Annotated in this window: 20 protein-coding genes; 19 read left to right on the top strand and 1 reads right to left on the bottom strand. The window is 37.7% G+C overall.

What is annotated here, in order from left to right; all coding sequences use genetic code 11:
• Positions 1 to 81 precede the first annotated feature (81 nt).
• The 8 genes from infA to N3I35_14890 all read left to right on the top strand — a co-directional run bounded on the left by infA (position 82) and on the right by N3I35_14890 (position 5181).
• Entirely contained in the window at positions 82 to 300 is a 219-nt protein-coding gene (gene infA, locus N3I35_14925; GenBank protein ID MCX8131372.1) for a translation initiation factor IF-1, read from the top strand.
• An 18-nt stretch (positions 301 to 318) separates the two neighbouring features.
• Positions 319 to 432: a 50S ribosomal protein L36 gene (gene rpmJ / locus N3I35_14920; GenBank protein MCX8131371.1), complete on the top strand. Its 114-nt coding sequence runs from the start codon at positions 319 to 321 to the stop codon at positions 430 to 432.
• A 449-nt stretch (positions 433 to 881) separates the two neighbouring features.
• A complete protein-coding gene (gene rpsM, locus N3I35_14915) occupies positions 882 to 1253 on the top strand; it encodes a 30S ribosomal protein S13 (GenBank protein ID MCX8131370.1) in 372 nt (123 codons plus the stop codon).
• A 22-nt stretch (positions 1254 to 1275) separates the two neighbouring features.
• Positions 1276 to 1680, top strand: a complete 405-nt coding sequence (gene rpsK, locus N3I35_14910; GenBank protein MCX8131369.1) for a 30S ribosomal protein S11 — start codon at positions 1276 to 1278, stop codon at positions 1678 to 1680.
• Between the two features lie 105 nt (positions 1681 to 1785).
• Complete coding sequence (gene rpsD / locus N3I35_14905) at positions 1786 to 2412, top strand: 30S ribosomal protein S4 (GenBank protein MCX8131368.1); 627 nt, start codon at positions 1786 to 1788, stop codon at positions 2410 to 2412.
• A 201-nt stretch (positions 2413 to 2613) separates the two neighbouring features.
• Positions 2614 to 3561: a DNA-directed RNA polymerase subunit alpha gene (locus N3I35_14900; protein ID MCX8131367.1), complete on the top strand. Its 948-nt coding sequence runs from the start codon at positions 2614 to 2616 to the stop codon at positions 3559 to 3561.
• Between the two features lie 29 nt (positions 3562 to 3590).
• A complete protein-coding gene (locus N3I35_14895; GenBank protein ID MCX8131366.1) occupies positions 3591 to 4115 on the top strand; it encodes a 50S ribosomal protein L17 in 525 nt (174 codons plus the stop codon).
• Between the two features lie 193 nt (positions 4116 to 4308).
• Positions 4309 to 5181 carry an energy-coupling factor transporter ATPase gene (locus tag N3I35_14890; protein ID MCX8131365.1) on the top strand — a complete coding sequence of 291 codons (873 nt, stop codon included), beginning with the start codon at positions 4309 to 4311 and terminating at the stop codon, positions 5179 to 5181.
• Positions 5182 to 5211: 30 nt separating this feature from the next.
• On the opposite strand, the gene N3I35_14885 is transcribed toward N3I35_14890, so the two are convergent.
• Positions 5212 to 5808, bottom strand: coding sequence for a methyltransferase (locus N3I35_14885; GenBank protein MCX8131364.1), 597 nt, complete (start codon positions 5806 to 5808; stop codon positions 5212 to 5214).
• A gap of 202 nt (positions 5809 to 6010) precedes the next feature.
• Here N3I35_14885 and N3I35_14880 point away from each other — a divergent pair, with 202 nt between their 5' ends.
• From N3I35_14880 to rpsI, 11 genes are all read left to right on the top strand, one after another.
• Complete coding sequence (locus N3I35_14880) at positions 6011 to 6862, top strand: energy-coupling factor transporter ATPase (protein ID MCX8131363.1); 852 nt, start codon at positions 6011 to 6013, stop codon at positions 6860 to 6862.
• Positions 6859 to 7653, top strand: coding sequence for an energy-coupling factor transporter transmembrane protein EcfT (locus N3I35_14875; protein MCX8131362.1), 795 nt, complete (start codon positions 6859 to 6861; stop codon positions 7651 to 7653). The genes N3I35_14880 and N3I35_14875 overlap by 4 nt, the downstream gene beginning before the upstream one ends.
• A gap of 214 nt (positions 7654 to 7867) precedes the next feature.
• A complete protein-coding gene (locus N3I35_14870; protein MCX8131361.1) occupies positions 7868 to 10528 on the top strand; it encodes an extracellular solute-binding protein in 2661 nt (886 codons plus the stop codon).
• 10 nt (positions 10529 to 10538) lie between these two features.
• Complete coding sequence (locus N3I35_14865; GenBank protein MCX8131360.1) at positions 10539 to 11438, top strand: sugar ABC transporter permease; 900 nt, start codon at positions 10539 to 10541, stop codon at positions 11436 to 11438.
• Entirely contained in the window at positions 11435 to 12322 is an 888-nt protein-coding gene (locus N3I35_14860; GenBank protein ID MCX8131359.1) for a carbohydrate ABC transporter permease, read from the top strand. Before N3I35_14865 ends, N3I35_14860 begins: the two co-directional genes overlap by 4 nt.
• 64 nt (positions 12323 to 12386) lie before the next feature.
• Positions 12387 to 13685, top strand: coding sequence for an efflux RND transporter periplasmic adaptor subunit (locus N3I35_14855; GenBank protein ID MCX8131358.1), 1299 nt, complete (start codon positions 12387 to 12389; stop codon positions 13683 to 13685).
• 5 nt (positions 13686 to 13690) lie between these two features.
• Positions 13691 to 15100 carry an ABC transporter permease gene (locus N3I35_14850; GenBank protein MCX8131357.1) on the top strand — a complete coding sequence of 470 codons (1410 nt, stop codon included), beginning with the start codon at positions 13691 to 13693 and terminating at the stop codon, positions 15098 to 15100.
• Between the two features lie 243 nt (positions 15101 to 15343).
• Positions 15344 to 16660 (top strand): hexokinase, encoded by a 1317-nt coding sequence (locus N3I35_14845; GenBank protein ID MCX8131356.1) that lies wholly within the window; start codon positions 15344 to 15346, stop codon positions 16658 to 16660.
• A 264-nt stretch (positions 16661 to 16924) separates the two neighbouring features.
• Positions 16925 to 17659, top strand: a complete 735-nt coding sequence (gene truA, locus N3I35_14840; GenBank protein ID MCX8131355.1) for a tRNA pseudouridine(38-40) synthase TruA — start codon at positions 16925 to 16927, stop codon at positions 17657 to 17659.
• A 303-nt stretch (positions 17660 to 17962) separates the two neighbouring features.
• Complete coding sequence (gene rplM, locus N3I35_14835; protein ID MCX8131354.1) at positions 17963 to 18397, top strand: 50S ribosomal protein L13; 435 nt, start codon at positions 17963 to 17965, stop codon at positions 18395 to 18397.
• Positions 18398 to 18420: 23 nt separating this feature from the next.
• Positions 18421 to 18813 carry a 30S ribosomal protein S9 gene (rpsI, locus tag N3I35_14830; protein ID MCX8131353.1) on the top strand — a complete coding sequence of 131 codons (393 nt, stop codon included), beginning with the start codon at positions 18421 to 18423 and terminating at the stop codon, positions 18811 to 18813.
• The last annotated feature ends 44 nt before the right edge of the window (positions 18814 to 18857 follow it).

Genomic DNA, 18857 nt, shown 5'->3' with positions numbered 1-18857 from the left:
GTTAGCTTTAATGAGTAATGCACAGAAAGAGTAATTACAGTTTTATATATAGACTGAGATTACGTAAGGAGGTTTTAAGTTTTGTCGAAAGAAGATGTAATTGAAGTTGAAGGCAAAATAATTGAAGCATTGCCAAATGCAATGTTTCAGGTAGAACTAGAAAACGGACATAAAGTTTTGGCTCATGTATCGGGAAAACTAAGAATGAACTTTATTAGAATTTTACCAGGGGATAAAGTGACTATAGAACTTTCTCCTTATGATCTGACCCGTGGTAGAATAACATGGAGAGCTAAGTAAGAAAAGGAGGGAGTAACAATGAAAGTAAAACCATCAGTTAAAGTAATTTGTGAGAAATGTAAAATAATAAAGAGAAAAGGCAGAGTAATGGTTATCTGCGAAAATCCAAAGCATAAGCAGAAACAAGGTTAGTATCGAAAGTAATATGGGATATTATCTGAAGCCAGTGACAATAATGGTTTTCAGGTAAAGATAATTACAAAACAATTGATAATTGACAGTTGACAATGTATAATGAATACAATGCCAATTTAGCCTGGCATTTTAACTATTATAAATTGTCAGTTATCAATTGAAAGCTAAGTTTAGAAATTACATCTGGGAGCGGCTGCACGATTGTATATAATTGTGTCCTGTGATGATAATTTATATAATTTGAACCAGTAAGATTTAAACTTGACCCTTTATATTAGGGAGACAACTATATTGCTGGTTAGTAAGAAGTTTGGGTGAAAGAATCCGATTGGATTGTCCGAATTTCATATGTTCATGAAAGCAAGGTAAACATAGCTTTCATGTATTCAATTTGTCAATTGTCAAGTATCAATTGTCATTAAGATTTAGTGGAGGTGTAGTAAAGAATGGCTCGTATTGCCGGAGTTGATTTACCCAGAGAAAAAAGGGTAGAAATTGGGTTGACTTATATATTCGGAATTGGTAGGGCTAAATCAAATGAAATTCTTGCTCAGACTGGCATAAATCCTGATACAAGAATTAGAGATTTAACAGACGACGAAATAAGCAAACTCAGAGAAATGATAGACAAAGAGTACAAAGTTGAAGGTGACTTAAGAAGAGAAATTGCTTTAAACATTAAAAGACTTATAGAAATCGGTTGCTACAGAGGTAGAAGACACAGAATGGGTCTTCCTGTAAGAGGCCAGAGAACAAAGACTAATGCAAGAACAAGAAAAGGTCCTAAGAAGACAGTTGGCGTACAGAGAAAGAAATAGTAATAAGGAGGTTGGCTACTAAATGGCAACTAAAACTGCTGGTGCTAAAAGAGTTACCAGAAAAAGAAGAGAACGTAAGAATATTGAACGTGGTGCAGCGCATATCCGTTCAACGTTTAATAATACAATCGTTACCTTGACTGATACTGCTGGAAATGCTTTATCATGGGCAAGTGCAGGCGGTTTAGGTTTTAGGGGTTCAAGAAAAAGTACTCCGTATGCAGCTCAGATGGCTGCGGAAACAGCTGCAAAAGCAGCTATGGAACATGGTTTGAAGTCAGTTGAAGTATATGTAAAAGGGCCTGGTGCAGGTAGAGAAGCTGCAATCAGAGCTTTACAGGCTGCAGGTCTTGAAGTTAGCCTTATCAAAGACGTAACTCCAATTCCTCACAACGGCTGTAGACCACCTAAAAGAAGAAGAGTGTAAGAAAGGCAATTTGCAATTTACAATGTACAATTGACAATGAAGGAAAATTAATTGTCAATTGTCATCTGTCAATTGTCAATTAATTTATGGAGGTGTAGAAATTAGATGGCTAGATATACGGATGCATCTTGCAGGCTTTGCCGTAGGGAAGGTGAAAAGCTGTTCCTGAAAGGTGAAAGATGCTATACTAATAAATGTTCGGTAGCGAAGAGAGTTTATGCTCCAGGTCAACATGGTCAGCAAAAGAAAAAGCTCTCTGAGTATGGAATCCAGCTTCGTGAGAAGCAAAAAGTCAGAAGATTCTATGGTGTACTTGAAGGCCAATTCAGAAAATATTTTGAAATGGCAGCTAGCAAAAAAGGAATTACAGGTGAAAACCTTCTTCAGACACTTGAATTGAGACTTGATAATGCAGTTTACAGACTTGGCCTTGCTACATCCAGACCGGAAGCAAGACAGTTGGTTAAACATGCACACTTTACTGTAAATGGACAAAAGGTTGATATACCTTCCTATTTGCTAAAAGTAGGAGATGTGATTGCAGTAAAGGATAAGAGCAAAAGCTCACCCAAAATAAAGTCAGTTACTGAAATAACTGGAAGCAAAGTTATTCCGAAGTGGATGGAATTTGATGCTGAGAATCTGACTGGTAAGGTTGTTGCAATGCCTTCAAGAGAAGACATTGATCTACCAATCAAGGAACACCTTATAGTTGAGTTATATTCCAAGTAATGAATTAAAGATAACTATACTTGGAACAGCAACTGAAGATTCTACACAATCAGGAATAAAGTATTTTGTTATATATACGCCAGAAATAACGAATTATGAATCAGTTGCCCTCAAAAGAATAGAAGTTTTGCTTAGTTTAAACGCGGAACAGTTTAAACGGATGAAAACTTGTTTAAAAAGTTTGATAAGGGAGGGTTTTTGGTGATAGAAATAGAAAAGCCGAAAATAGAATGTGTAGCTAGCAGTGAAGACAACACTTATGGAAAATTTGTTATTGAGCCGCTTGAAAGAGGATATGGAATAACTCTTGGAAATTCATTAAGAAGAATTCTTTTATCTTCCTTGCCAGGTGTTGCTGTAACCTCTATAAAGATTGATGGAGTTTTGCATGAATTTTCAACAATTCCTGGAGTTGTTGAAGATGTTACAGAAATAATACTTAACATCAAAGCGTTGTCTCTAAAGCTTCACAGTGAAGGACAGAAGATAGTATATATTGACGCTGATGGTGAAGGACCGGTTACAGCTGCAGATATTAAAGCAGATGCAGATGTAGAGATTTTAAATCCTGATATGCACATTGCTACATTAAATGGTGACCATAGATTATATATGGAAATGACCATAAGCAAAGGAAGAGGTTATATATCGGCTGAAAAGAATAAACAGCCGGGACAGCCGATTGGAGTTATACCGGTAGACTCCATTTATACTCCTGTAAAGAAAGTGAACTATACAGTGGAGAATACCCGCGTAGGACAGGTAACTGACTATGACAAGTTGACACTGGAAGTTTGGACTAACGGAAGTATAAAACCTGATGAGGCAATCAGTTTAGGAGCAAAAATATTAAACGAACACCTTAATCTGTTCATTGATTTATCTGACAATGCTAAGCATACAGAAATCATGGTAGAGAAGGAAGAGACTAAGAAAGAAAAGGTTCTGGAAATGACTATAGAGGAACTGGATCTTTCAGTTAGATCCTATAACTGCTTAAAGAGAGCAGGTATAAATACTGTTGAGGATCTGACAAATAGAACCGAGGAAGATATGATGAAAGTAAGAAATCTCGGACGGAAGTCTCTTGAAGAAGTTCTCCAGAAGCTTCAAGCTTTGGGATTATCACTTGCTCCAAGTGAAGACTAAGATTTCTAAGTGAAGGAGGGAATTAGCAAATGGCACTTCAAAGGAAGTTAGGACGTGCTACCGATCAAAGAAAGGCTATATTAAAAGGCCTTGTTACATCTTTGTTTGAAAATGGTAAAATAGAAACAACTGAGGCTAGAGCCAAGGAAGTTAAAAATATTGCTGAAAAACTGATAGCAACAGCTATCAAAGAAGTTGATAACTTTACTTCAAAGCAGGTTAAAGTTACAGTTGCTAAACTCGATAGTGCTGGTAAAAAAATTACTAAAACTGCTACATCTAAAAACGGTAAGAAGTATGAGGTAGTTGACAGGGAAGAGAAGACTGATATGGTTACAGTAGACAGCCCTACAAGACTTCATGCAAGAAGACAGGCTATGGCATGGCTTTACAGAGTTAAAGATGCTGATGGTAAAGCAGTAAACCTGGCAGATAAATTATTCAATGAAATAGCTCCGAAATATAAGGACAAAAACGGCGGGTACACAAGAATATACAAACTCGGACCTAGAAGAGGAGACGCTGCTGAAGTAGTTCTTCTTGAATTAGTTTAATTAATATAAAATGATAAAAGTGGGATTAGGTTATCGTAAGTGATTTAACTTATGTGAGCTTAATCCCTAATTTTATTTGTATGCAGGTTATAGATAAAGGAAATTTAGTTGAGCCTTTTTATTAGAAGAAAATAATGATAAAATTTTATGGAAGACAAACTTAGAAATATTATCTTATAAGAGTGGTGTTAGTATGAAGAGATTTATATCCGTGGAAAATGTAAGCTATATATATAAATCACATAGCGAAGAAAATGTTGGAGTCCGTGCTTTGACGGATATTGACATAAATATTGATGAGGGCGAATTTGTTGTAATTTTAGGGCGAAACGGTTCAGGAAAGTCTACTTTTGCCAGACTTGTCAACGCGCTTTTGCTTCCTGCAAGCGGTACTGTTTATATAAAGGGTATAAGTACCAGAGATGAACAGTTAGTATGGGACATAAGAAGAACTGCTGGTATGGTGTTTCAGAATCCTGACAACCAGATTGTAGGGACAGTAGTAGAAGAGGATGTAGCATTTGGGCCTGAAAATCTTGGCATCCAGCCTGAGGAAATAAGGGAAAGAGTTGATGCAGCACTAAAAACGGTAGGTATCTCTGAATACGCAAAAAATGCACCTCACCTGCTATCGGGTGGACAAAAGCAGCGAGTGGCAATAGCTGGTATTCTGGCAATGAAACCAAAGTGTATAGTATTGGATGAAGCAACATCAATGCTTGACCCAATAGGTAGAAGAGAAGTAATGAATGTTCTTAAAAAACTAAATGAAGAAGAAAAAATTACAATTATACATATTACCCATCATATGGATGAAGCAACTCTGGCGGATAGGGTTATTGTAATAGATAAAGGACAGTTAGTGATGCAGGGGACGCCAAGGGCAGTATTCAGGGATGTTCAAAAAGTAAAGGGATTAGGACTTGATGTACCTCAGGTGACGGAGCTTCTTTATGAATTGAGAAAAGAGGGTATAAGTCTGCCTGAGGATATACTGAATGTGGAAGAGGCATATGAGTATCTTGTAAACCTGCTTAATAAGAATAGTGCAAAAACATATACGTAAATAGGGCAGTCATTGCTCTACTTATAGATACTATCGATTAACTGCTTTGTACACCCGTATTCCGCCGCTCTTTTCTATATCTTCTACATTGCCGAAGGCTTTGTTCATGATTTCCTTTAGAGTTGAGCCGCCCTTGTTGTGGAATGCAACAAGCCATAATGATCCGTTTGGGTTCAAATAATTTTTTGAGTCATTTATAAAGCCGGTCAGTAGCTTTTTTCCAGCAGCAATAGGAGGATTTGACACTATATCGTCAAATTTCTTGTTAGTCAGATTTGAAAAAAGGTCACTCTGACATATGTTTACTTCAAGCCTGTTATTTTTTGCATTGAGTTTTGCATATTCAATGGCTCTATTGTTTATATCTGTCATATATACTCTTTGATCAGGGAATATGCTTTTGATAAACAGTCCGATAGGGCCATATCCACATCCCATGTCCAGTATTGAAGAAGCCGATGGAGTAAAATTTTTTATAAGGAGCTCAGAAGCCTTATCTACTCTTAGGTCAAAAGAGAATACCCCACTTACTGCAACAAAACTCAAAGTTTTGTCTTTTATTGTGTAGGAATAGCTCTTCTCTTTTATTTCTGATGTAGGGTTTATGGTATAGTAATGTTCGTCCATCCAGGTCATCCTTTCAGTTGATATACTCGCTTGCTTAATTTTTGAATACTGTTTCTTTATTAATTATATCCTATAAATACCTGTTGTGGGGTAGTATTTTCGCTACGAATATAAAATATACTTGAAGTTATAAACGTAATCTATATAATTAATATAGAGTAATTGTTAATTTTAAAACAATTATTGGAATTAGGAGATATACATGTCGATTGTTATTGAAAACCTTACACATATATATATGAAAGGCAGTCCCTTTGAAAGGAACGCTTTAAACAATGTAACCCTGAAGATAAATACAGGTGAGTTTGTGGGGATTATAGGGCATACTGGGTCTGGTAAATCCACCCTGGTACAGCATCTGAATGGATTATTAAAGCCTACTGCAGGAAGAGTTATAATTAATGATATAGATACTTCGGGTAAGAATCTTAAGGAGCTCAGACAGCATGTAGGTATCATATTCCAATACCCTGAACATCAGCTTTTTGAGGAGACAGTATACAAGGATATTGCCTTTGGGCTTATTAAGCAGGGGTTAGGGGAAGATGAGATAAAGAAAAGGGTGTATGATACACTTAGCATTGTAGGGGTGGATGAATCTATTCTGCAAAAGTCTCCGTTTGAATTATCCGGAGGTCAGAAGAGGCGGGTAGCTATTGCAGGGGTTCTTGTTATGAATCCGGGTATACTGGTGCTGGATGAACCGACAGCGGGTCTTGATCCCAAGGGACGGGATGAGGTTTTTAAATTCATATCAGGAATGCATAAAAGGCTTGGAATAACCATTGTTTTGGTTTCGCACAGCATGGAGGATATTGCAAGGTTTGCAGAAAGAGTTATTGTAATGAATAAAGGAATGATTGAGATGGATGGAACACCTGCAGATGTGTTTAAAGATGTAGAAAAGCTAGAAAGCGTAGGACTTTCCGCTCCCCAGATAACATATCTTATAAAAAAGCTGAAAAAAACCTTTCCAAACATCGCGGATGGTGTATTTACTGTAGAAGAGGCAAAATCGGAAATCATGAAATATCTGAGAGGGGTAAAGCTATGATTAAGGATATTACTCTGGGTCAGTATATACCTGGAGAATCCTTCCTTCACAGGGCTGATTCCAGGATAAAAATTATTCTGACTATCATATATATGACTGCTGTTTTTATTATAGATACTTATATGGGATTTGGTATGCTTGCCATGTTCACTTTGGTGGTGATTATTGCATCAGATATTCCGTTGAAGTATACAATAAAGGGTTTAAAGCCGGTTTTGTTCATAATCATCTTCACTGCTGTCATAAACCTGTTTACGACAAAAGGAACACCCATCGTGGAGCTGGGTATCATAAAGGTCACGTATGAAGGGTTGGATCTTACAGCTAAAATGACACTAAGGCTTTCATTACTTATAATTGGGGCCTCTCTGCTTACTTTGACTACTACACCAATACTTCTGACGGATGGGATAGAAAAACTTATGGGGCCTTTAAAGCGCATAAGAGTACCGGTTCATGAAATAGCCATGATGATGACTATTGCATTAAGGTTTATTCCAACTCTTCTGGAAGAAACAGATAAGATAATGAAAGCTCAGGCTGCAAGGGGCGCAGATTTTGATACAGGAAATCTTGTGCAGCGGGCAAAAAGCTTTATTCCTGTGCTTGTACCTCTCTTCGTCAGTGCATTTAAGAGAGCAGATGACCTGGCTATAGCTATGGAAGCCAGATGCTACAGAGGTGGTGAGGGCAGGACCAGAATGAAGCAGCTTAAACTGGGAAGAATAGATTTCGTTGTCAGTATGGTTATGGTTGTTTTTGTTGCATTTGTAATATATCTTGAATATTAACGAAGTTGTTGCTAAAAGGGAATATCCGGACACTAAATCACAGTGTGTCCGGATATTCCCTTTTTAGCTAGCTGATTTATTTTCGGGATAAAAATTTCTATTTTACAAAACCTTTTTTCCACATTAATACACTTATAGTTATATACCCTGCTTCGGAGCAAAAGGGTATAGGAAAAACATTAAATATTACAAACAAATGTGGAGGGAGTTTAGAATGAGCTTTAAAAAAGTGATAGCTTTATGCCTGGCGCTTGTAATGCTGGCAGGTATTACGGCCTGTTCTTCAGATGATACCGGAAGTGGAGCAAGCCAGATAAGTATTTATGTTTTAGAATATGATACAAATACAAAGAATGCAATAAAAAAGTTCAATAGTGAACACAAGGATGTCCAGATTAAAGAAAAGGTATTTTTCAATGATCAGGTCAAAGAGTTTGAAGACACTCTAAAATCCGAAATTGCAACCGGTGGAGGGCCGGACGTGATAGTGGCCAATACATTTTCGATACCAAATCTATCTCAATACATGGATAGAGGAGCTTTTTGCGATTTAAAGGGGTTGATTGATAATGATAAATCATTCAAAATGTCGGAGTACAACGAAAAAGTACTTAGTTATGGTGAGTATAAAGGCAAAAGATATTTGATTCCCCTGTTTTATAACCTTAGTGCACTATTTACAACAAAAGATCAAATGGAAAATAATAACGTAACTCTTGATATTAGTAAACTATCTTTGGATGAATTAATTACTTCAGCCCGCGAATTGATGAAAGTAAACTCAGATAAGGAAAAATATTTTCTAAATGAAATAGACATCAAGCCTTTATTACAGTCACTAGATACCCCCATTATTGATTATGAAAAAAAAGAAGCTGCTGTTGATACTACAGAGCTTGCTATGCTTATGGAAAAGTACAAAGGGCTTTATCCGGCATTTGTCCCTGCTGACCATATGGCAAAGGAATACTCAATTTCAAGCATATCTGATATCTTAGTGAATGATAAAGCTGTAATGGCTGGTGGCATGGTTACAGGCCCCAAAAACTTATGGCAGAATTATTCCAGTTTTAAATCCGAAGTAGACCCTGTTTTGTATCCTATCCCTTCTTTAGACGGTAAAAAGCATGTCACAGCGGATATCAGTGTTGTTGCTGCAATAAATGAAAAGTGTAAGAACAAAAAGGCGGCTTTTGATTTTATCAAACTTATGCTATCCAACGAATTCCAGGGTAATGATTTTGCTTCTGGTATACCGGTGAATAAGGAAGCTTATGAAAAACTGAAAAAAGAATGTATTGACGGGCCTTCAGGGGATAATATGAGTTTTAACCCGGGCAGAGGTGGTGGTTGTAAGACTGATGTAACAATAAAGAAGCTAATTGAACAGTTGGATGCTTTGGTTGACGGTATGCAAGAAAGCAGGTATATCGATAATGAAGCCTTCAATATAATCAGGGAAGAACTTCAGAAGTTTATAAAAGAGAATATTAAGGCAAGTGAAGCAGTTGATAGAATCCGTGAAAGGATAAACAGCTATTTAAAATCAGAACTAAAGACAGAAATTAATGAAGAGGCAAAGAATAAGGTGAAAGCTGCTGAAGGCACTAAAGCATCATCCAGCCTTAAACTTTATTATGTTGACTTCCAGATGTTTGTTACCAATACCGTAAGGGAATTTAATGAAAAGTATCCTGATGTTTATATAGATGCAAAATCATTTTCATTTAGCCAGTATGAAGAATACAGAAATACGCTGGCGACGGAAGTTATGGCTGGAGAGGGGCCTGATGTAGTTATTTTCAAACCCGACTTTTTCAATTCATTACGTAAAACCCTCTCCAGTGGAGCATTCTGTGATATGAATGAATTGATTAAAGGGGATAAGGGTTTTAACTTATCGGATTACAACGAAAAGGTACTTAATGCAGGTAATATTGAAGGTAAAAGATATTTTATTCCCTTAAGATATGATATTGATATGTTTGCTACTTCGAAGAAAATACTTGAAAAAAACAACATAAAAATTGAAGAGGGGAACTGGACCTGGAACACTCTGGGGGAATATGTAAGGCAGTTTTTGAAAAAAAACCCCACAAAGAAGTTTTTTGATTCTAATTTTAGCTTCAAAAATATCCTTAAGAACTGTGAAATTGAATTGGTAGATTATAAAAATAAAAAGTCTTATTTCTCAAGCAAGGAATTTATAGGCTTACTAAAGGTTTATAAAGATATTGAAAAAGCTATCGGAACAGATGAGGATTATCAGAAATACAGCACTCCTGCCGGTTTGTTAGGCAATAATGCAGCAGTCATGATAACCGAGCGCGGGCTTGGTTCACCTGAGAGGTTAATGTCCTCCAATTCTCTGTACAAATCGGTGCTCGGAGAAGATATGGAACTGTTGGCGATGCCTACATGTACCGGTGTAAAGAGTGTAACACCCGAAATATCGGATCTTGTAGCTATAAACTCAAAATGTAAAGACAAAAAGTCAGCATTTGAATTCGTGAAACTGTTATTGTCAAAAGATCTTCAGAAAACTCTCGATAGCCATGGAAATCCCAATATTACTATTGGATATCCAGTAAACCTGAAAGCCTATATTGAGGATGCAGAATATTATTCAAGTGATAAGGCAAAAGGAATGGAGTACAACTATGGTTCAGGTTCATTCAAGTCAATACCGCTGACAAAAAATCTTACAGACCGTATAAGCAGCTTGGTTGAAAGAGCTGAAATAAGAATGGCTCATGACAGTCAGATCGGTAAAATAGTAAACGAGACACTTAATGACTACCTTGCGGTAAAAAAGACTGCAGAGCAGGCTGCCAGGGAAATGGATGACAAGGTTATGCTATTTTTGAATGAATAGTGAGGAAGATATGAAAAAGAATATACTTTCAGAGGATAGAGGCGTGATCAGACTGAAGACAAGGGAAGCAGCAGCAGGATATCTCTTTGCCGTACCAAGCCTTTTAGGTTTCAGCCTGTTCTTTATGATACCTTTTGTCATAAGCTTGTATTATTGCTTCACAAGAGGAATAGGAGGATCTGAGTTTGCCGGTCTGGACAATTTTAAAGAGCTGCTTAACAGCGGCTCTTTTCTCCTGGCATCAAAGAATACTTTGATATTCAACGCAATCAGTGTTCCCTTGATTATTCTGTTATCATTCTTCTTTGCGCTCCTCCTTAATGGAAAGATAAAAGGGGTATCATATTTCAGAAGTTTTTTTATACTTCCGCTGGTTTTACCTGTTGCATCTGTAATATTAGTATGGCAGATCATGTTTGATGAGAATGGAGCTTTAAGCGGAATTGCAGCTTTCTTCGGAATAGGGCCTGTTGATTGGATGAGAACCCGGTGGTCGGTGGTTGTGCTTGTTATGTTATACATATGGAAAAACTGCGGATATAATGTTGTTTTATTTCTTGCAGGTCTTGCCAATATACCTGCGGAATATTACGAAGCAGCACGCATGGATGGTGCAGGCAGGTTCAGGTGCATGACAAGCATAACGATTCCGTTTTTGGCCCCTACAGCATTTTTTGTATTCATAATATCAATCATAAACTCTTTTAAGGTTTTCCGTGAAGCATACCTTTTGGCGGGCAGCTATCCCGATATGCACATTTATCTGCTCCAGCATTTTATGAACAATAACTTCTTCAATTTGTCATATCAGAAACTTACTACTGCTGCATTCATTCTGACTGTTGTAATAGCCTTTTTAGTATCTTTTCTCTTTAAAATGGAGTCAAGATTCGGGAGGAATATCGGATGAGCATCAAAACACTTGGAATGCGGGGCGGGATCGGAAATATATGCAGGTACGTGATTCTGTTTTCAGTATCAGTAGTGCTGCTATTTCCGGTAGCATATATGCTTACCAACTCATTTATGGACAGTAAGGAAGTAGCCGAAACATATAATACTGTAGCTGATAATGGTGATATACAGAATAAAAGGCAGGATACTGTCAGTTTTAAGCTTATTCCTGAGAGTGTAAGTTTTATGCAGTACTACAACGTACTGCTCAGAAAGCCAAAGTTTCTTATAATGTTCTGGAATTCTGTAATCATTACCATTCCTATAATAATCGGACAGATTATAGTTTCATCCATGGCTGCGTACGCTTTCAGCAAATTGAGCTTTCCGTTCAGGGATAAAATATTTTTTCTCTATATAATTGTGATGATGATGCCCTTCCAGGTTACACTGGTTCCGAACTACATTATGCTTAAACAGTTGGATATGCTTGGGACTTATGCGGCAGTGATAATGCCCGGGGTGTTTTCTACATTCGGTGTATTTTTATTAAGGCAATTTATGATGTATATACCTAATCATTATTGTGAAGCGGCTAAAATCGACGGAGCAGGGTATTTCCGGACTTTTACCGGAGTGATGCTCCCTCAGTGCAAAGGAGCTTTGGCTTCTCTTGCAATTCTTGTATTTATTGACAATTGGAATATGGTAGAACAGCCACTGATATTCCTGAAGAATGTAAATATGCATCCACTATCTGTTTTTTTGTCCAGGATCAATAGTGAAGATATCGGCATTGCTTTTGCATGCGGGCTATTATATATGATTCCTGCACTGCTGGTTTTTCTGTATGGTGAAGATTTTCTTATAGAGGGTATCCAGCTTTCCGGAATCAAATAGGATTATTTACAACAAAACACTGAACTGAATACATGTTTACTTATATGTGCCGGAGGTTAATAAGATGGAAAACGCTAACATCACAACAGGTATGAAACCGAGGAAGAGACTAATAAGAGGCTTTTCAGCAATATTCATTATAATAGTGATTATCCTCACATTCTTTTCCAAGACAATAAATAATTTCCTCCTGCCTGAGGTAGAATGCGGCAGCCCCAGAAGCGGTATTCTGCAAACTGAGATCAGGGCTAAAGGGGAGGTCAGGGTGGAAAGCACCGAAAAAATATTTGCTTATGGGGACTGGCGAGTAACAAACGTAAGGATTAAAGAAGGAAGTACAGTAAAAAAAGGTGAGGAATTGGCAAGAGTTGAGGTAGGTGATGTCAAGCTGGATGTTAAGAGAAAGGAGCTTGATATTATCAAGCTGGAAAATGAGCTGCAAAAATACAGGGAGAATTTTCAAAGCGTAGATTTAGAAACATATGAGAGAAAAATAACACAGGCCGGGAAAGATGCAGCAAAAGCAGAAAGAGAGCTGGAAACCGCTACAACTCTTTATGAAAGTGGTGCAGAATCAAGAAAAAGTGTTGGCGAGGCTGAGGAAAAACTTGAGAAGGCAAAGCTTGAGTATGAGACTGTACAAAAAGAGCTTGAAAATAAAAAGGATGAAATAATAAGAAATTCAAATGAATACCAAAGATATATAAATGAGAAGGAGGCGGAATTACAGCTGAAGAATCTTGAGTTTGCCAATCTACAAAGCAAGCTCCCCAAAGATGGAATCATCAGATCGCCTATAGATGGTTTCGTCAAAACCATCTCAACTGAAAAAGGTGCAACAAGCAGCTCCGGACAGGTGCTTTTTGAGATAACCGGAAAAAGCTCAGAGATTACCATACAATGGAAACTAAATGCTAACAAGTCAAAAGAGCTTAAGGAAGGCGGGAGGGCGGATTTTGAACTGAAGGATGATTCTCATTTTACGTTTGATGGGAAAATAACTGAAAAGCGGTACCTGTCAAATGAAGATATGTATATCTTTATTTCTAGGGTAAAAAATGATAAAGGAAACCTCAAAGACGGACAGGAAGTGGAAGTCAATATCACTAAAAAAAGCAGGGAATACAGGCTGATTGTACCTAAAAACAGCGTAGTAAAACAATCCGGAAAGGATGCTGTGTTTGTGCTGAAGGAGCGCGGGGGTGCTTTGGGAGAAGAACATTACGTAGAGATGATATACGTCAGAGTTGAGGAAACCGATGATTTCGATGCGGCCATATCAGGTGTAATAGATACCGAGAGCCGTGTTGTAAGCTATTGGTCGAAAGAACTTGTTGATAAGGCGCAGGTAAAGTTGAGGTGATATTATTGGGCAATGCTGATAAGTTGAAGCGGTATTCTTCCTTCAAGATATTCAGGTCTTTGGCTGTGCTGCTCTTCATTCTGATTGTTATGAACGGTATAGGTGTTTCCTTCATATCAGTGGCAGGTATTTATACGAAAAGAATAGAGGTTAATATAAAAAGCATGACGGAGTATGATGAGACAAGGCATATCGGGTATAAAAGCCTGAGTAAAGCTTCCGGCTTTTTCAAGAATGGAGCTGTATCGGTATCAACAGAGGTTGATTCATTTCTTGTAAAAGGAGATATCACGCTTCCGGTAAAGACTAAACTGACTGACAGTGGATATATGAATTTTTCCGGTATCAAGGTTACCAGAGGGTCATATTTTTCTGCAGATGCATTAATTAGAGGGTCAAATATTGTCTTAATAAGCGAGAAGCTTGCAGTCAGACTCTTTGCGGGCTTAGATGCAGTAGGGAATGAACTGGAATTATTCGGAGAGACATATAAGATAGTAGGTTTATACAAAGAAAACAGTGGCATATTTGCCATACTTGGCTCAGATGGGGCTGAAAGGGTATATGTTCCTTTTACAAGCCGGAAAAATTATGAAAACTTGCGTGTAGATACCATGTACCTCAAGGATGCATCATTTGAAAACACAGGTTCAAGAGGAAATGAAGTTAAAAAGTTTCTTGGTGAGAAATTACTTGTCCAGCCCGACTTGTATAATATAAAAGATTATTACGGTGCTTCTGCGATGGTATCACAGCTGGAAAGTGTATTTATTCTTGCTGTCGGGGTATGGTGCGTTTTGATGCTGGCGTCTGAGTTGATAAACTATCTTAAGTACAATTTTGCTGTACTGAGAAGCAGGAAAAAGGATCATTATTTTATAGGGTTCATTAGAAGAAACATACTTTATATTTGCAGCATAATTTCCGGTGCTGCTGTATTTGGCATTAGTGCTGCATTGCTGATTGCAGCAGTAAAGACCGGGATTTATATCCCCACTGAATACATTCCCCTGAATAATGTTTTTGATTTCGGCTTTTATGCCGATAAAGTCATTGAAGCAATAAACAATTCAAATGCCTCTTCGGGATATTTTCCAACATGGCTTGAACATAATTTTATCAATGCATTGAAGATAAATGTAATATTATTGTTTTTTGCAGTTCCCGCATGTTTCTCGTTTGTTTCGGGCGTTCGTCTGATAAAGCTTTCCGGCAGTTATGTGACGGAATCTGTAAAAGCCATATCGGCAGCTTTCATACTTGCATTCGCTGCAGCATTTATTTTCTCTTTTCTGGCAGGTCTTGAATTTGTGGTGCCTTTGAAGGAATTAACTATTATGGTTGTGTTTTGCATCCTTACAGTAGTGAAAGGTAGGGACAAGAGAAAAGTGTATACATTTGCCCGCATACTATGATTTTCTTTTGAGGGCAGTAGTATACCAAATCATTTGGTAAAAATATCCCCACTGTGCTCTAAGATACTGGAATATATCTTTAAAATAAAGTATAATATTCATATTGGTTTTTCGGAAGTTGATTTTATTGAGCTTTCGAGATAACAGCCTGGGATCCGTAAGCTGGAATATATATATTGATATGGACTAATACGATTTTTAAACAAAAAAGTTTAAATATAAATATATTTGTGGGGGATATTTATGAATAACGTAAGAGAAAAAGTGAGTGTTTTTTTAAAAAAGTATGAGATGGATTTTTCAACTGTCGACCTTGAAAAAAACTGTGAAATGTTTATGGAAGAAATGCAAAAGGGGCTTGATTCAGCAAACAGCTCTTTAAGGATGATTCCTACATATATAAGTATGGATAAGGAAATTCCTGTCAACGAGCCTGTTATTGTAATTGATGCCGGGGGTACGAACTTCAGGGTATGTGTCGTACATTTTGATGAGGATAAAAACGCGGTTATCGAGGATTTTAATGTATATCCTATGCCGGGGACCAAGGGTGAACTGAATAAGGATGAGTTTTTTGACACGATGGCAAAATACTTGCTGCCTGTAATAGATAAAAGCAGGAAAATCGGCTTCTGTTTTTCTTATCCTGCCGAAACACTTCCAAATAAGGACGGACGTCTGATGAATTTCAGCAAGGAAGTAAAAGTCCGTGGGGTTGAAGGTGAGATGATAGGCGAAAACCTGTTGAAAGCTGTAGGACAGCATGGCTATGACAATAAAAAAAGCATAGTGCTGCTTAATGATACTGTAGCTACTTTGCTGGGCGGCAAAGCATCTTTTCCAAACAGGGTGTTTGACAGCTATATCGGGTTCATCCTCGGAACAGGAACAAATACCTGCTACATAGAAAAAAACTGTAACATCGGAAAGGTGGAGGAACTTAAAACATCAGAAGGTTCAATGCTTATCAATGTAGAATCCGGTGGCTATAAAAAAGTGCCAAGAGGTAGAATTGATGCCGAGTTTGACAGTGGAACCGTCAACCCAGGGGAGTATGCTTTTGAAAAGGCAATTTCAGGTGCATATCAAGGTGGACTAGTACTTGCAGTCATCAGGAAGGCAGCTGAAGAAAAACTCTTTTCGGGGGAATTCAAAGAAAAACTTAAGGAAGTAAAAATACTATCCTCGAAGGAAATCGATGACTTTCTGTATTATCCTTATGCAGATAATATTTTGGCTGCATGCTGTGCGGCTTCCGGTAATGAAGAAGATAGACTGGTATTATTCAATCTGGTTGATGCAATATTTGAGAGAGCGGCAAAATTTGTCACCTTTAACCTTGCAGCTACAATCCTCAAGACAGGAAAGGGCACTAACCCTTGCGCTCCGGTATGTATTACGGCTGATGGATCTACCTTTTATAAATCAAAATTGTTTAAAGGCAAGCTGGAACACTATGTAAAAACATATATGAATGAAACCAAAAATATCTATTGTGAATTTGTAAAGGCTGAAAACGGGAACCTTATAGGTACGGCGATTGCTGCACTGCTCAACTGATTCTGCCGGCAGATTTGCTGCTTAAACATCACATTTATGGGGCGGGGAGAGATTCTCCGCCTATTATTATGAGCTATTTTCAAGACATAGTCTTTGTAGAATAGATGCTATACTAATTAAGTAAACTAGCATAACAGATTAAGTTATGTGTTTTATACATAAAATTATCAAAATGTCACAACTGAGTTAGACTGGTAAATTGGATACTTTAAGGAAATAAAATATTCTTCGGGTTTACACAAAAGAGTAGTAAGGTGGGATAGCATGCGAAACATCAAACTTACAATAGAATATGACGGAACCAATTATCATGGGTGGCAGAGCCAGCAGAATGCAGTGACGGTACAGGATACAGTGATAAAAGCTGTAAGAAGGATAACCGGAGAAGAGGTTAATCTGACTGGTTCAAGCAGGACGGATACAGGTGTTCACGCTTATGGCCAGGTAGCTAATTTCTTCACGGAATCCAGGATACCGGTTAATAAATTTCCTCTTGCCCTAAACAGTGCCTTGCCTGATGATGTAGTGGTAAGAGACGCGGAAGAAGTTGAAGAGGAATTCCATTCAAGGTTTTCTTCCAAGGGGAAGAAGTACAGGTATTTAATATGCAATTCTACTGTTCCATCGGCATTGATGAGAAATAGAGCGTTCTTTGTCCCGGGCGGACTGGATATAAAAGCTATGGACAGAGCTTCACGGCACTTCCTGGGCAAGCATGACTTTTCTGCCTTTAAAGCCACAGGCAGCAGTGTGAAATCTAATGAAAGGACAATAACAGATGTATCACTACGAAGCAATGGGGAGTTAATTGAATTTGAAATCCAGGGTGACGGATTCCTCTACAATATGGTAAGAATAATTGCGGGCACTCTGGTTTATGTAGGCCTTGGCAAAATTAATGCAGATGATATTCCGGCAATCATACGGGGGGGAGACAGGAGGAAAGCCGGGAAAACAGCGCCGGCCCATGGACTATATCTTGTTGAAGTACATTATTAGATAAGAGCTCCCAATGATCCGAAACCTTTTTATAGCGGTATTATTAGAATTAGGCTGTATACTCTTATTGTAAAAAATGAAATGACGGACGATTATACACGAGAAATATATATATTGAGCGTAAAATATAGAGATAGGGGGAGATAAATTAAAATCATCGAAAAATATACTTGACATGTTGAAGGTAACTATATTACAATGTTAAAGCGACAAAAATTTGGTTCAGGTGAAAACTATTGAACTGAAATTATTAAATTTTTATAAATTAAGCAGAAGCAGTAGTTCGAGGAGGTTAGGAATTCGATGAAAACTTTTATGGCTAAAGCCGAAGAAGTTAAAAGAAAATGGTATATTGTCGATGCAGAAGGCAAACCATTGGGTAGACTGGCAAGTGAAGTTGCCAAAATTTTAAGAGGAAAGAATAAACCGACTTACACACCTCACGTAGATACAGGTGATTTTGTAATAGTTTTAAATGCTGAAAAGGTTGTTCTTACCGGTAAAAAATTAGATCAGAAGATTTACAGACATTATTCAGGGCACCCGGGTGGAATGAAGGAAATCAAATACCGTCATTTCATAGCTACAAAACCTGAGAAGGCAGTAGAACTTGCTATAAAGGGCATGCTGCCAAAGAACAGTCTTGGAAGGGCGATGTTCAGAAAGCTTAAGGTATACAAAGGAACTGAACATGAGCACCAGGCGCAAAAACCTGAAGTATTGGAACTCAGTATCTAGGATGAGGGGAGGAAGAATAACCAATGGCAAAAGTTCAATTTTACGGAACTGGTAGAAGGAAAAAATCTGTTGCAAGAGTTAGACTTGTTCCAGGAGATGGAAGAGTCATGATAAATGATAAAAACTTAAACGAGTATTTCGGATTGGAAACTCTTAAGGTTATAGTTAAGCAGCCTTTAGTGCTTACAGATACTGCAAGTAAATTTGATGTTATTTGTAAGGTTGTAGGCGGAGGATTTACCGGTCAAGCCGGTGCTATAAGGCACGGTATCGCAAGAGCATTGCTGAAAGCTGATGAAGAACTCAGAGCAGTTTTGAAGAAGGCTGGTTTCCTTACCAGAGACCCAAGAATGAAGGAAAGAAAGAAATACGGTCTCAAAAAAGCGAGAAGGGCACCACAGTTCTCAAAGAGATAATATCAGATACAGGAATACAACAGAGAGCACTTTCAGTGCTCTTT

This window comes from Clostridia bacterium, from assembly GCA_026414765.1.
Taxonomy (GTDB): Bacteria; Bacillota; Clostridia; order Acetivibrionales; family DSM-27016; genus SKW86.
Note: the sequence above shows the minus strand (reverse complement) of the source record. Positions and strands in the feature narration are given on the sequence as shown.